Origin of the sequence: Duganella sp. 3397, from assembly GCF_031456625.1 — a bacterium.
Lineage (GTDB): Bacteria > Pseudomonadota > Gammaproteobacteria > Burkholderiales > Burkholderiaceae_D > Rugamonas > Rugamonas phyllosphaerae.
This window is the reverse complement of sequence record NZ_JAVDVB010000003.1, coordinates 377,078-391,064: the sequence shown is the minus strand read 5'-3', so window position 1 is coordinate 391,064 and position 13,987 is coordinate 377,078. Positions and strand designations below refer to the sequence as shown.

Below are 13,987 nucleotides of genomic sequence, written 5' to 3'. Positions count from 1 at the left end.
ATCTACCGGTAGTAAAACTCTCTCCGCGCTGCTGGTCAGCGCAAGCGTTTGGATGTCGCCTGCGGTGCTGGGCATGAGCCCGGCGGTGGCTGCCGCGCCGGTGACCGGCATGGTGACGGGCTTGCCCGACTTCGCCAACCTGGTCGACCGCGTCGGCCCGGCCGTGGTCAATATCCGCACCACCGAGCTGGTCAAGCAGGGCGGCCGCGGCGAGATCGGCGAAGACGAAATGGCCGAGTTCATGCGCCGCTTCTTCGGCGGCGCCATGCCGGTGCCGCCGCAAGGCCAGGGCCGCAAGAATGCACCAGGCCGCAAGCCGGTACCGGAAGAGCCGGTGCCGCGCGGCGTTGGTTCCGGTTTCATCCTGTCGGCCGATGGCTACGTGATGACCAATGCCCACGTGGTGGAAGGCGCCGACGAAGTCTTCGTTACCCTTACCGACAAGCGCGAATTCAAGGCTAAGGTGCTGGGCGCTGATGCCCGCACCGACGTTGCTGTGCTGAAAATCGAAGGCGACAAACTGCCGTTCCTGCTGATGGGCGACTCCGACAAGATCCGCGTGGGCGAATGGGTGATCGCCATCGGCTCACCGTTCAACCTGGAAAACACCGTCACTGCCGGCATCATCTCGGCCAAGCAGCGCGACACCGGCGACTACCTGGCGCTGATTCAAAGCGACGTGGCCGTCAACCCCGGCAACTCGGGTGGCCCGCTGATCAATATGCGCGGTGAAGTCATCGGCATCAACTCGCAGATCGCCACCCTCTCCGGCGCATATAACGGCATTTCGTTCGCGGTGCCGATCGACGAAGCGATCCGCGTCTCCGAGCAGCTCAAGAAGAACGGCAAGGTCACCCGTGGCCGCATCGGCGTACAGATTTCCGAAGTGAACAAGGAAGTGGCAGAGTCGCTGGGCCTGAAAAATGCTGAAGGTGCAGGCGTGGCCATGGTCGAGCCGGACGGTCCGGCCGACAAGGCCGGCGTCAAGCCGGGCGACATCATCCTGAAATTCAACGGCGCGACCATTACCCGCTCGTCGGACCTGCCGCGCATCGTCGGCGGCACCGCCATCGGCAGCAAGGCTACCATTACCGTGTGGCGCAAGGGCCAGCAGCTGGACCTGCCGGTCAACGTGGTGGAAATGGATGCCGACAAGGCCGGCAAGGGCGCGACCGGCAAAGGCAAGGGCGGCAAGGCCGAACCGGAGCAGGCCAAGTCCAACGCGCTGGGCCTGGTCGTCACCGATCTGCCAGCGGACAAGCGTAAAGAGATCGGCGTCGATGGCGGCGTGGTTGTGGCCGATGTCGATGGCGTGGCCGAGGCTGCTGGTCTCGACGAAGGCGATATCCTGCTGCAGCTGAATAATGTCGCAATCAAGGACGCCAAGCAGTTCAATGCGCTGGTGACCAAGCTCGATCCGAAGAAGCGTTCGGTGGTGCTGGTGCGCCGTGGTGATCAGACGCAGTTCATTTCGCTGCGTCCGAGTGAGCAGGCCAAGTAACACTGGCTGAACCCGCACCCCTGGGACACATGGGGCCGCACCCCGTGCAGGCGGTTTTTTAACCCTGAGAGCCATGGGGTCGGACCCGTACGGGCGGCTTTTTAACCCTGAGACCCATGGGGTCGGACCCCGTACGGGCGGCTTTTTAACCCTGAGACCCATGGGGTCGGAGCCCGTACGGGCGGCTTTTTAACCCTGAGACCCATGGGGTCGGACCCCGTACGGGGTCCGACCCCGGGCTTCGGGCTTCGGGCTTCGAGTTGCGGGGTTGATCTCTTAACGCTATGCATTTCACACTTTACTCGCGCAACTATTGCCACCTGTGCCAGGACATGCACGACGCGCTCTTACGTATGCAACCGCCAGGCATGACCTTCACGGTGGATGTGATCGACATCGACCAGGCCGGCAACCAGGAGTTGCTGGCCCGCTACGACGAACTGGTGCCAGTGCTGTTTGCCGACCTGGCCGGCCCCGAGCTGTGCCATTACCACCTCGACGAAGGCAAAATCGTGGCGCTGCTTGCCAAATAGTTAAAAATCTTGGCGAAAAGACCGCACTTCGCATAAGTCGGCCTTTCCACTCTGAAATCCGGTAAAATGCCGGGTGTTCCATTTGGCATCCCAAGGCGCTCGCCAGGGCAATCATGCCCAGCTTTGAGCGCTTTTTGTATTGCGCGCGGTGTTTTATCGATGCGCGCCCCCGTCGTTTCGACCTGTTTTTTGATTATTTGTTAATGAACAACATACGCAATTTCTCCATCATCGCCCACATCGACCACGGTAAATCGACCCTGGCCGACCGCATCATCCAGCTTTGCGGCGGCTTGTCCGACCGCGAGATGGAGGCGCAGGTGCTCGATTCGATGGACCTGGAGCGCGAGCGCGGCATCACCATCAAGGCCCAGACCGCGGCCCTGAAATACAAGGCACGCGACGGCCAGATCTACAACCTGAACCTGATCGACACCCCCGGCCACGTCGACTTCTCGTACGAAGTCTCGCGCTCGCTGTCGGCGTGCGAAGGTGCGCTGCTGGTAGTCGATGCCTCGCAGGGCGTGGAAGCGCAAACCGTGGCCAACTGCTACACCGCGCTTGACCTGGGCGTGGAAGTGGTGCCGGTCCTCAATAAAATCGACTTGCCGAACGCCGATCCGCCGACCGCGATCGCCGAGATCGAAGACGTGATCGGCATCGAAGCGGGCGACGCCGTCCATTGCTCGGCCAAGACCGGCCTGGGCGTGGAAGACGTGATCGAATCGATCATCGCCAAGGTACCACCGCCAAAGGGCGATCCGGACGCGCCGCTGCAGGCGCTGATCGTCGACTCGTGGTACGACGCCTACGTGGGCGTGGTGATGCTGGTGCGCGTGATCAACGGTACCCTCAAACCAAAAGACAAGATCAAGCTGATGGCCACCGACTCGGTGCAGCTGGTGGAAGACGTGGGCATTTTTGCGCCGCGTTCGCTGTCGCTGCCGCAGCTGTCGGCCGGCCAGGTGGGTTTCATCATCGCCGGCATCAAGGAACTGAAGGTTGCCAAGGTGGGCGATACGGTCACCCTGGCCAACCGTCCGGCGCCAGCGCCGCTGCCCGGCTTCAAGGAAGTGCAGCCGCAAGTGTTTGCCGGCCTTTTTCCGGTCGAAGCGAACCAGTACGACGCGCTGCGCGACTCGCTGGAAAAGCTGAAACTGAACGACGCCGCGCTGATGTACGAGCCGGAAGTATCGCAGGCGCTGGGCTTCGGCTTCCGCTGCGGCTTCCTGGGCCTGCTACACATGGAAATCGTGCAGGAACGTCTCGAGCGCGAGTTCGACATGGACCTGATCACCACCGCGCCGACCGTGGTGTACGAAGTGGTGATGCGCGACAACAGCATCGTCAAGGTGGACAATCCATCGCGCATGCCCGAGCCGACCAAGATCAACGAGATCCGCGAACCGATCGTCACCGTCAACCTGTACATGCCGCAAGAGTATGTCGGTTCGGTGATCACGCTGTGTATCGGCAAGCGTGGCGTGCAGATGGACATGAGCTACCACGGCCGCCAGGTCAAACTGGTGTACGAGATGCCGATGGGCGAGATCGTGCTCGACTTCTTCGATAAATTGAAATCGACCTCGCGCGGTTACGCGTCGATGGACTACGAGTTCAAGGAATACCGCGCGTCCGACGTCGTCAAAGTGGACATGCTGATCAACAGCGAGAAGGTCGATGCGCTGGCGATCATCGTGCACCGCTCGAACAGCGCCTATCGCGGCCGCCAGGTCGCTGCCAAGATGCGCGAACTGATCCCGCGCCAGATGTTCGACGTGGCGATTCAAGCGGCCATCGGTGTCAACGTGATCTCGCGTGAAAACGTCAAGGCGCTGCGCAAGAACGTGCTGGCCAAGTGCTACGGTGGCGACATCAGCCGTAAAAAGAAACTGCTCGAGAAGCAGAAGGCCGGTAAAAAACGCATGAAGCAAGTGGGCTCGGTCGAGATTCCACAAGAGGCGTTCCTGGCAATCTTACAAGTGGATGATAAATGAGCATGCAAGTGATTTTGGGTAACTTCGCGCTGATCCTGTTCGTGCTGATGGTGATCACGGGCGTGATCTGGTGTCTCGATGTGTTCGTATTGGCCAAGCAGCGCCGCGCCGCCGCCAACCGCGCGCTGGCCGAGTACGACGCCCGGGCCGCCAAGCTGACTGCCGACGGCTACCAGGCCGACAACAACGTCAACCGCGCCGCGCTCGAAGCGAGCATCCTGCGCCAGCCTACCTGGGTGGAATACTCGGGCAGTTTCTTCCCGGTGATCGCGCTGGTATTCGTGCTGCGTTCGTTCCTGTACGAGCCGTTCAAGATTCCATCGTCGTCGATGGTGCCGACCCTGGAAGTGGGCGACCTGATCCTGGTGAACAAGTTCACTTATGGCATCCGCCTGCCGATACTGAACAAGAAAGTTATCCAGATCAACGATCCGCAGCGCGGCGATGTGATGGTGTTCAAGTATCCGCTGGACATGACCCAGGATTACATCAAGCGCGTGATCGGCGTGCCTGGTGATAAGATCACGTACGAGAACAAGAAGTTGACCGTGAACGGCGTGGCAGTGCAGTACACGGCCTTGCCCGATTACCTCGGTGGCGATGAGCAAAAGCAGCTCAGTTACAACAAGCAGTACCAGGAAGCGCTGACCGGCGTTACCCATCGCATTCTCAACTTCGAGAACGCGCCAACGCTGAGTCTGCCGCAAGTGATGGACTTCCCGATGCGGCAAGAGTCGTGCACGTACACGTACGACAGCTTTACGTGCACGGTGCCTGCCGGTCATTACTTCATGATGGGCGACAACCGCGACAACAGCACCGACAGCCGCTACTGGGGCTTTGTTCCGGACAAGAATATCGTCGGCAAGGCATTCTTCGTCTGGATGAACCTGGGCAACCTGAAGCGTATCGGCAGCATCAAGTAACACACATCGGCCCGAGGGCCATACAGGGAGAGCTGAAATGCGAACACATCGGCAAAACGGCGTTTCCCTGACCGGGTTGATCCTGGTCCTGGCCGTGCTGGGCATCGTGGCCGTACTGGCCCTCAAGATCTTGCCCACGTACACGGAATACCGGGCGGTGAAAAATGCCATCGTGACGGCCAAGGCCGCCGGTGGCAATTCACCGCTCGAGATCCGCAAGGCCTTCGACGCCAACGCGACAGTGGCCTACATCACCGCCATTTCCGGCAGCGACCTGACCATCGAGCGCGAAGGCGAGGGCAAGGGCGTCGAGGTCAGTTTCGCCTACGAAAAGAAAATCCCGCTGGTCGGACCGGCCAGCCTGCTGCTGGAATACCAGGGCACCACCGGCACTTCCGCCGCAGCCGCCAAACCTCATTAAAAACCAGAAACGAACCAATGAATCTTCAGTTATTGCAAACCCGTCTAGGCTACACGTTCCAGGATGCCGGCCTGCTCCAGCAGGCCTTGACCCACCGTAGCCATAGCAGCTTGCATAACGAACGTCTCGAGTTCCTCGGCGACTCCGTGCTCAACTGCGTGGTCGCCACCATCCTGTACGAACGCTACACCACCATCGACGAGGGCGACCTGTCGCGCTTGCGCGCCAACCTGGTCAAGCAGCAGTCGCTGTTCGAGATCGCCCAGAAGCTCGAGCTGTCGCAGTTCCTGCGCCTGGGCGAGGGCGAACTGAAATCGGGTGGCTTCCGCCGGCCGTCGATCCTGGCCGACACGCTCGAAGCGATCCTGGGCGCAATCTTCCTCGATGGCGGCTTCGACCCGGCCGCCGAGGCAATCCGCGCCTTCTACATCCCGATCCTTGACACGGTGGACCCGCAAACGCTGGGCAAGGACGCCAAGACCCTGTTGCAGGAATTCCTGCAAAGCCGGAAGATTTCGCTGCCGCTGTACAATGTTGTGGCCACCCACGGCGCCGCCCATAGCCAGGAATTCGAGATCGAGTGCCAGATTCCCAAGCTGGGCATCCAGCTGTTCGGCCGTGGCGGCAGCCGCCGCGCCGGCGAGCAAGCCGCCGCCAAGCTGGCGCTGGAAGCGGCGCAGCAGGCGCTGCTCAAGACCCCGGCCGCAGTGCGCAAGGCCAAGCCGCGCGCCGCCCAGCTCAAGCTGGCCGGCATCGCCACTGTGCAAACCGATGACGACGCAGACGCTGCACCATCGGCCCAGGCAGCCAACAAGTAACGAACTAAAAGAAACGATCATGACGACCGAAACGACCCCCGCCAATTTCCGCTGTGGCTATATTGCCATCGTCGGCCGCCCCAACGTGGGCAAATCGACCCTGATGAACACGCTCATTGGCGCCAAGGTCAGCATCACCTCGCGCAAGGCGCAAACCACGCGCCACCGCATCACCGGCATCATGACCTATGAAGATGCCCAGTTCATTTACGTCGATACCCCGGGTTTTCAAACCCGCCACTCCAACGCGCTGAACAAGACGCTCAACAAAACGGTGACCAACACCCTGATCTCGTCGGACCTGATCCTGTACGTGATCGAGGCGGGCACCTTCGGCCCGGCCGACCAGCAAGTGATGGACCTGCTGCCGAAGGAAGTGCCGGTGGTCTTGGTGATCAACAAGTCCGACCGCGTGAAGGACAAGGCCGTGCTGCTGCCGTTTGCCCAGCAGGTCGCCGCCAAGTTCGATTTCGCTGCGATCGTGCCGGTATCGGCCAAGCTGCGCTTCCAGCTCGAAGGCCTGCAAAACGAGATCAAGCGTTTCTTGCCGGAAAACTCGCCGATCTTCGGACCCGACGACATCACCGACCGCAGCGAGAAATTTTTGGCGTCCGAAATCGTCCGTGAAAAGCTGTTCCGCTTTGTCGGCGACGAACTGCCGTACACCAGCACCGTGCTGATCGAACAGTTTGAGCAGGAGGGCGACCTGCGCCGCGTGTTTGCCGCCATCCTGGTCGAGCGCGATACGCACAAGTCCATGATCATCGGTAACAAGGGTGCGCGCCTGAAAGAAGTTTCCACCCAGGCCCGCCTGGACATGGAAAAGCTGTTCGGCGGTCCCGTGTACCTGGAAATCTGGGTCAAGGTCAAATCGGGCTGGGCCGATAACGAAGCAGGTCTGCGCGCTTACGGCTACGAATAAATCGATGTCTTCCACCACGCCCGACGTCGTGCCCGAAAGTGCACCGGCGTCACCGCAGCAGGCCGCGCCTGACGCGCAGGGCGGGGTGGTGCTCGCCCCGGATACAGGTCACCGGGAACCTGCGGCGCCCTTGGCGGCGCCTGCAAATGCCGTCGCTGCCATGCCGGCAGCCGACACCGGCGCCGACGCGCTTGCCGCACCTGTCGTGGCAACCACGGTACCGGTCACGCCCGCATCGAAGCGTGTTCGAGCGCCGTCGCGCGAGCGCACCATCGGCACCAAGGTGGCCGGCCAGCCGGCCTTCGTGCTGCACAGCTATCCCTACAAAGAAACCAGCCTGATCATTGACTTGTTCACGCGCGACTTCGGCCGCGTGGCGCTGATCGCCAAGGGCGCCAAGCGGCCGCACTCGCAGCTGCGCGGCGTGCTGCAAACGTTCCAGCCGCTGTCTTCGAGCTGGGTAGGAAAATCCGAACTGCGCACCCTGACCGACGCCGAGTGGGTCGGCGGCATGCTGCCGCTGGAAAAGACCGCGCTGCTGTGCGGCTTTTACCTGAACGAACTGCTGGTCAAGCTGCTGGCGCGCGACGACGCCCACCCGGCGCTGTTCGACCATTATGTTTCCACACTCAACCAGCTCGCCCACAACGAACCGGCCACCATCGTCTTGAGAAAATTCGAACGGGCCTTACTTAGGGAGACAGGGGTGGCGGCCGACCTCGGGCGTTGCACCAGTACGCGCGCGCCGGTGCAGGCCGACGTGACCTACGTGGTGGACCCGGAGCGCGGACCGCGCCCCGAACGCGCCTCGGACCCGTGGCCGCGCGTGGCTGGCAAAACCCTGCTCGACATGGAGCGCGAAGATTACCAGGACGCCGCCACGCAGTCGCAAAGCAAGCAACTGATGCGCTTCCTGGTGGCGCACCACCTGAATGGCGCGCCATTGAATACCCGACAGATACTGGTCGATCTGTCACAATTATAAGAACCCCGATTACTCTATAAACGGTATAGAACGAATGAGCTTCCTGCACCCCAACGGCACCATCATCGACCTCGGCGTCAACATCGACCACGTGGCCACCTTGCGCAACGCGCGCGGCACCAGATACCCGGATCCGATCCGCGCCGCGCTGCTGGCCGAGCAGGCTGGCGCCGACTGCATCACCCTGCACCTGCGCGAAGACCGCCGCCACATCAAGGATGCCGACGTGATCGCACTGGCGCCGCAGCTGCTCACGCGCATGAACCTGGAAGCGGCCGTGACGCAAGAGATGATCGATTTCGCCTGCCGCATCAAGCCGGCCGACGTGTGCCTGGTGCCGGAAAAACGTACTGAAGTGACCACCGAAGGCGGCCTTGACGTGGCCGGTAATTTCCACGCGGTGCAGGCGGCAGTGAAGCAGTTGCAGGCCGAGGGCATCCGCGTGAGCCTGTTCATCGATGCCGACGAAGCGCAGATGGACGCCACCATTGCGGTGGGCGCGCCGGTAATCGAGCTGCACACGGGCCGCTACGCCGATACCGAAGGCGCCGAGCAGCAAGCCGAGCTCGAGCGCGTACGCCGTGGCGTGCTGTATGGCGCCTCGAGAGGCCTGAAAGTCAATGCCGGCCACGGCCTGCATTACACCAACGTGCAGGCGATTGCGGCCATCCCCGACATCGCCGAGCTCAACATCGGTCACGCGATTGTCGCGCATTCGGTGTTCGTCGGCTGGGAGAACGCGGTGCGCGAGATGAAGGCGATCATGGTGTCCACCCGCCTGGGCCGTCAATGATTTACGGTATCGGTACCGACATCTGCATGATTCCGCGCATCGAGGCGGCATTGGTGCGCCACGGCGACCGCTTCGCGCAGAAGATCCTGGGGCCGCAGGAAATGGAGAAATACCTGGCGCGCAAGGCCAGGAGCCCGGTACGCGGCATCCGTTTCGTGGCTACGCGGTTTGCCGCCAAGGAGGCGTTTGCCAAGGCCATCGGCCTCGGCATCCGCATGCCGATGACCTGGCCGGCCGCGCAGATGCTGAACGCGCCAAGTGGCAAGCCGATGATCGTGTGCAGCGGCGTGCTCAAGGAATTCATGGACAAGCACCGGCTGACCACGCAGGTCACCGTGAGCGACGAAGCGGAATATGCGGTAGCCTTCGTGATCGTCGAACAGGCGGCTTGAAAATATTTGTTATAAGCAGAACCGTTACCTGCAGAGACGGAGTGGCGGCCAGAGGTGAAAATTGACTGACCAGGTAGTCCCCAACATCGTACCCGCCACCCCCGACCCGCGCGAGCAAGTGCTGGCCACCGTCGCCAAGCTGCCGAACCTGCCGGGCGTGTACCGCTACTTCGACGCCGAGGACAAGGTCCTCTACGTCGGCAAGGCGCGCGACCTGAAAAAACGCGTGTCGAGCTACTTCCAGAAAAACCTGGCCAGCCCGCGCATCGCCATGATGGTCGAGCGCATCGCGCGCCTGGAAACCACGGTCACGCACAGCGAGGCCGAGGCGCTGATCCTCGAAAACAACCTGATCAAGGCGCTCAGTCCGCGCTTCAACATCCTGTTCCGCGACGATAAGTCGTACCCTTACCTGAAGATCACCGGCGGCGACTCGCCCCGGATGGTCTATTACCGCGGCGCAGTGGACAAGAAGAACCAGTATTTCGGCCCGTTCCCCAGCTCGTGGGCGGTCAAGGAATCGATGCAGATTTTGCAGAAGGTGTTCCAGATTCGCACCTGCGAAGACAGCGTGTACGCCAACCGCACGCGGCCGTGCCTGCTAAACCAGATCGGCCGCTGCAGTGGTCCGTGCGTGGACCTGATCAGCAAGGAAGACTACCAGCTCGATGTCGACAACGCCGCGCGCTTCCTGCGCGGACGACAGAGCGAAGTGCTGGCCGACCTCGAAGCGAAAATGCACGCGTATGCGGCCGACCTCAAGTTCGAGCAGGCGGCAGCAGTACGCAACCAGATCCAGTCGCTCTCGCGCGTGCTGCACCAGCAGAGCATGGAAACCGTGGGCGACGCCGACGTCGACATCATCGCCGTGCTGGTGCAGGGTGGGCGCGCCTGCGTCAACCTGGCAATGGTGCGCGGCGGCCGCCACCTCGGTGACCGCGCCTACTTCCCCACCCACGTCAGCGACGCCGAGGCGATTGCCGAAGAGGCGATCGAAGTGGAAGTGCTGGCGGCATTCCTGGCCCAGCACTATGCCGACAAGTTCATCCCCGGCATCCTGATCCTCAACATCGAGTTCGACCACCCGGCGCTGATCCAGGCCTTGCAGGAGCAGTGCGGCCACCGCATCAACCTGATTTTCCAGCCGCAGGACCAGCGCCGCAAATGGCTGGAGCTGGCGCAGAAGGGCGCGCAGATTTCGCTGGCGCGCCTGCTGTCGGAACAGGGCTCGCAGCAGTCGCGCACGCGCGCGCTGGTCGACGCGCTGTCGCTGGAGCCAGAAGACATCGACGCCCTGCGGGTGGAATGCTTCGACATCAGCCACACCATGGGCGAGGCGACGCAGGCCTCGTGCGTGGTGTTCCACCACCACCAGATGCAGAACGGCGAATACCGCCGCTACAACATCAACGACATCACTCCCGGCGACGATTACGCGGCAATGCGGCAAGTGCTGTTCCGCCGCTACGAAAAAGTAGCCAACGGCGACGGCGTGATGCCCGACGTGGTGCTGATCGACGGCGGCAAGGGGCAAATCGAAATGGCGCGCCAGGTGTTTTCCGAACTGGGCCTGGACATCAGCCTGATCGTCGGCGTGGCCAAGGGGGAAGGGCGCCGCGTGGGCCTGGAGACCTTGATGTTTGTCGATGGCCGCCCGGCGCAGGAACTGGGCAAGGAATCGGCCGCGCTGATGCTGGTCGCGCAAATCCGCGACGAGGCGCACCGCTTTGCCATTACCGGCATGCGTGCCAAGCGCGCCAAGACCCGCCAGACCTCGCGCCTGGAAGAAATCGAAGGCATCGGCGCCAAGCGCCGCCAGCGCTTGCTGGCGCGCTTCGGCGGACTGCGGGGCGTGGTCAACGCGAGCGTGGAAGATCTGAAGCAGGTAGAGGGTATTTCCAGCGCGCTAGCCGAGGAGATTTACAAGCAGTTGCACTGACGAAGGGCAAACGTGCTGGTTTAATACATGATGGCAAGGTAGACTAGCGGCGCATTTCCACCATTCCTTTGGCCGTACTTATTTAGCAAGTTTATGCCCTTCAATATTCCGATTCTGTTGACCTGGTTGCGCGTGGCGCTCATTCCGCTGGTGGTAGGCGTGTACTACCTGCCGACTTCAGTGCTGCCGGTCGCTGACCAGAATCTGGCCGCCACGCTGGTGTTCATCATCGCGGCCGTGACGGACTGGTTCGATGGCTTCCTGGCCCGCCGCTGGAACCAGACGTCTGCCTTCGGCGCTTTCCTCGATCCGGTCGCCGACAAGCTGATGGTGGCCGGCGCCCTGATCGTGCTGGTGCAACTGGACCGCGCCAACGCCGTGATCGCATTCGTGATCATCGGCCGCGAAATCGCCATCTCGGCGCTGCGCGAATGGATGGCGCAGATCGGCGCCTCGAAATCGGTGGCGGTCAGTTCGATCGGCAAGATCAAGACCACTGCGCAAATGGCCGCGATCCCGCTGCTGCTGTACCACGATGTACTGTTCGGCGCCATCGACACCCAGTTCTGGGGCGCACGTTTCCTCGAAGTGGCGGCGGTGCTGACCGTGTGGTCGATGTTCTACTACATGCGCCTGGCGTGGCCGATGATCAAGGAAAAGGGCGGTCACCTGTAAAGCTGGGCAAATGCCGAGCTAACCGAATAAACGGTTTTCAATATTTTTTGTTCGACAAAGTTTTTGCCATTGACAGCCCGTCCAGATCCTCTATAATGCTGGCCTGTTGTTGATGACAGCGACGCGGGAGTAGCTCAGTTGGTAGAGCGCAACCTTGCCAAGGTTGAGGTCGAGAGTTCGAGACTCTTCTCCCGCTCCAGTTGCAAAGCTGGAGGTTGTTGCAAGTAGCACTGGCAATAACGATAGCGAGCTGTTAAAATGTTTGACTCCAAATGCGGGAGTAGCTCAGTTGGTAGAGCGCAACCTTGCCAAGGTTGAGGTCGAGAGTTCGAGACTCTTCTCCCGCTCCAGTTTCCTCGGAAGCTGATTGGATGAAAAAAAAGCAGTAAAAAGTTTCACCTCCTATGCGGGAGTAGCTCAGTTGGTAGAGCGCAACCTTGCCAAGGTTGAGGTCGAGAGTTCGAGACTCTTCTCCCGCTCCAGAATTCGGAGCACAGCACATAACCGGCTGTGTTCTCGTGTCAAGTCTTCCTCCGGCGAGGTAGCAAAGCGGTTATGCAGCGGCCTGCAAAGCCGTCTAGGTCGGTTCGACTCCGATCCTCGCCTCCATCAAATCAAGTACTTAGTGTCAATCGAACAAACTGAGCATGGTTTGCAACATCTCAAAAAAAGCGGCGCACCTCTCGCTGCAGTGGTCATCTGGCCACCGAGCGATAAACTAAATAAATAGTTTATATAATTTATCTATTCGATAGCCTTGGAGCAAGTCTCGACAAATTTGGCTGTCGCTGGTTGCATGTTCGTAAGCCGGCATCAGCCGATCAGTATGGCTGCCAGCACCATCCCTAGTCCGATCATGGACGCCAGCCATACCAAAGAGCGCACATAGGGAATGGCGGCTGCATACAGCGGCACGTACACCACCCGGCACAGCAAGTATAACCAGCAGCCCCACAGCGTCAGGTCGCCTTCGCGGCCCGCGACGTGGGCGATCAGGACAGCGCCGATAAACAGCGGCAGGGTCTCAAACAGATTAGCCTGCGCCCGCTGCAAACGGGCCGTGACCGGTCGTGGCGGCGGCGCCTTGGCATCGCGTGCGCTGGCATTGTATTCAAGACCAGCCTCGGCCGTGCGCATTTGCGCCACCAGCATAATCTGAACAATAGCGAGCACCAGGGTGCAGGCTAGCAGTGTCAGTTCGGTTGTCATCATCGGGGCTCCAACGGTAAGTTCAGTGGGGAAAAGGGTAACCCAATCCAGTCACTTGCTCACCCTGCGTTCGATGCGCACAGTGCACTGCTGCACATAGACAGGCTTCCGGGTGTGAGCGATGCAAGCGGTCGCGTCCTCTTATGTTCGATGCAACCGGTGTCGGAACCTCGTGTGTCGCGTAGCCGCTACACGCTCCAGTCTTCCACGCGCAGCCCCGGCACACGGTCAAATTCTCGACGATTGTTGGTGACAATTATCAGGCCGCGTGAGCGGGCATGGCCGGCGATCATCTGGTCATAGGGGCCGATTGGCGTGCCGTTTCGCGTTAGCTCTGCCCGGATCTGTCCTGTATGGGCTGCTGCATGACCGTCAAAGTCCAATACCTCCAGTCTGGCCGCGAAGCCTTCCACTTCAGCAAGGTTTCGTGACGGGTTGGCCGATTTTTCGACGCCGTAAAATAACTCAGCCAAGGTCACTGTACTGATGCACATCAAACCATGCTGCCGGATGAACTGCTCTCGAGCGTGGGCAGGCTTGTTCTTGATCGTGAAAATGCAGATATTGGTATCGAGCATGAACTTGAGCATTTAAAATGATTCCCTTTCCTGCTCGCCAGGCTGCTCACGCTCAAGCATAAAGTCAGCGGTGACGCCTGGCGCATCAAACCAGCTCTCCCATGATGAACCTGCCGGTGTAATGATGCGGGTTTTTCCCAACACCACGACATCAACCCGCTTGACATCATCAGGAAAAGCGACAGCCTTGGGCAAGCGAATTGCCTGGCTACGATTGCTTTGAAAAATGGCACCTTGATCCATGATTGACTCCTTGGAATATACGGAAAGTATATCCCAATTTTAGTGGGCCATAGGG

Annotated in this window: 15 protein-coding genes and 4 tRNA genes; 16 read left to right on the top strand and 3 right to left on the bottom strand. The window is 60.7% G+C overall.

What is annotated here, in order from left to right; all coding sequences use genetic code 11:
* Positions 1-52 precede the first annotated feature (52 nt).
* The 16 genes from J2X54_RS10450 to J2X54_RS10375 all read left to right on the top strand — a co-directional run bounded on the left by J2X54_RS10450 (position 53) and on the right by J2X54_RS10375 (position 12,511).
* Positions 53-1,501: a Do family serine endopeptidase gene (locus tag J2X54_RS10450; RefSeq protein WP_070246139.1), complete on the top strand. Its 1,449-nt coding sequence runs from the start codon at positions 53-55 to the stop codon at positions 1,499-1,501.
* Between the two features lie 284 nt (positions 1,502-1,785).
* Positions 1,786-2,034, top strand: coding sequence for a glutaredoxin family protein (locus J2X54_RS10445; protein ID WP_310180353.1), 249 nt, complete (start codon positions 1,786-1,788; stop codon positions 2,032-2,034).
* Between the two features lie 203 nt (positions 2,035-2,237).
* Entirely contained in the window at positions 2,238-4,031 is a 1,794-nt protein-coding gene (lepA, locus tag J2X54_RS10440) for a translation elongation factor 4 (protein ID WP_070246140.1), read from the top strand.
* On the top strand, positions 4,028-4,957 hold the full coding sequence (gene lepB / locus J2X54_RS10435) for a signal peptidase I (RefSeq protein ID WP_310180350.1): 930 nt from the start codon (positions 4,028-4,030) through the stop codon (positions 4,955-4,957). The genes lepA and lepB overlap by 4 nt, the downstream gene beginning before the upstream one ends.
* Before the next feature lie 37 nt (positions 4,958-4,994).
* A complete protein-coding gene (locus J2X54_RS10430) occupies positions 4,995-5,378 on the top strand; it encodes a DUF4845 domain-containing protein (protein WP_070246136.1) in 384 nt (127 codons plus the stop codon).
* Positions 5,379-5,395: 17 nt separating this feature from the next.
* The gene (gene rnc / locus J2X54_RS10425; RefSeq protein WP_310180346.1) at positions 5,396-6,196 is read left to right on the top strand and encodes a ribonuclease III; all 801 of its coding nucleotides are present in this window, start codon (positions 5,396-5,398) and stop codon (positions 6,194-6,196) included.
* 19 nt (positions 6,197-6,215) lie between these two features.
* Positions 6,216-7,118 (top strand): GTPase Era, encoded by a 903-nt coding sequence (era, locus tag J2X54_RS10420; RefSeq protein ID WP_070246134.1) that lies wholly within the window; start codon positions 6,216-6,218, stop codon positions 7,116-7,118.
* 4 nt (positions 7,119-7,122) lie between these two features.
* Positions 7,123-8,103 carry a DNA repair protein RecO gene (recO, locus tag J2X54_RS10415; RefSeq protein WP_310180344.1) on the top strand — a complete coding sequence of 327 codons (981 nt, stop codon included), beginning with the start codon at positions 7,123-7,125 and terminating at the stop codon, positions 8,101-8,103.
* A gap of 34 nt (positions 8,104-8,137) precedes the next feature.
* Positions 8,138-8,896 carry a pyridoxine 5'-phosphate synthase gene (pdxJ, locus tag J2X54_RS10410; RefSeq protein ID WP_310180341.1) on the top strand — a complete coding sequence of 253 codons (759 nt, stop codon included), beginning with the start codon at positions 8,138-8,140 and terminating at the stop codon, positions 8,894-8,896.
* On the top strand, positions 8,893-9,288 hold the full coding sequence (gene acpS / locus J2X54_RS10405; RefSeq protein WP_070246131.1) for a holo-ACP synthase: 396 nt from the start codon (positions 8,893-8,895) through the stop codon (positions 9,286-9,288). The genes pdxJ and acpS overlap by 4 nt, the downstream gene beginning before the upstream one ends.
* A gap of 85 nt (positions 9,289-9,373) precedes the next feature.
* Positions 9,374-11,227 (top strand): excinuclease ABC subunit UvrC, encoded by a 1,854-nt coding sequence (gene uvrC / locus J2X54_RS10400; protein ID WP_141749396.1) that lies wholly within the window; start codon positions 9,374-9,376, stop codon positions 11,225-11,227.
* A 93-nt stretch (positions 11,228-11,320) separates the two neighbouring features.
* Positions 11,321-11,902 carry a CDP-diacylglycerol--glycerol-3-phosphate 3-phosphatidyltransferase gene (pgsA, locus tag J2X54_RS10395; RefSeq protein WP_019920154.1) on the top strand — a complete coding sequence of 194 codons (582 nt, stop codon included), beginning with the start codon at positions 11,321-11,323 and terminating at the stop codon, positions 11,900-11,902.
* 123 nt (positions 11,903-12,025) lie between these two features.
* Positions 12,026-12,101: transfer RNA gene (locus J2X54_RS10390), tRNA-Gly, on the top strand.
* Positions 12,102-12,176: 75 nt separating this feature from the next.
* Positions 12,177-12,252, top strand: a tRNA-Gly gene (locus tag J2X54_RS10385).
* Between the two features lie 56 nt (positions 12,253-12,308).
* Positions 12,309-12,384: transfer RNA gene (locus J2X54_RS10380), tRNA-Gly, on the top strand.
* A gap of 53 nt (positions 12,385-12,437) precedes the next feature.
* Positions 12,438-12,511, top strand: a tRNA-Cys gene (locus J2X54_RS10375).
* 204 nt (positions 12,512-12,715) lie between these two features.
* Here the strand turns inward: J2X54_RS10375 and J2X54_RS10370 are convergent.
* The 3 genes from J2X54_RS10370 to vapB all read right to left on the bottom strand — a co-directional run bounded on the left by J2X54_RS10370 (position 12,716) and on the right by vapB (position 13,932).
* Positions 12,716-13,114, bottom strand: coding sequence for an MAPEG family protein (locus tag J2X54_RS10370; protein WP_310180333.1), 399 nt, complete (start codon positions 13,112-13,114; stop codon positions 12,716-12,718).
* A 185-nt stretch (positions 13,115-13,299) separates the two neighbouring features.
* Positions 13,300-13,701 (bottom strand): tRNA(fMet)-specific endonuclease VapC, encoded by a 402-nt coding sequence (gene vapC, locus J2X54_RS10365; RefSeq protein ID WP_310180332.1) that lies wholly within the window; start codon positions 13,699-13,701, stop codon positions 13,300-13,302.
* The gene (gene vapB / locus J2X54_RS10360; protein WP_310180331.1) at positions 13,702-13,932 is read right to left on the bottom strand and encodes a type II toxin-antitoxin system VapB family antitoxin; all 231 of its coding nucleotides are present in this window, start codon (positions 13,930-13,932) and stop codon (positions 13,702-13,704) included.
* Positions 13,933-13,987 lie beyond the last annotated feature (55 nt).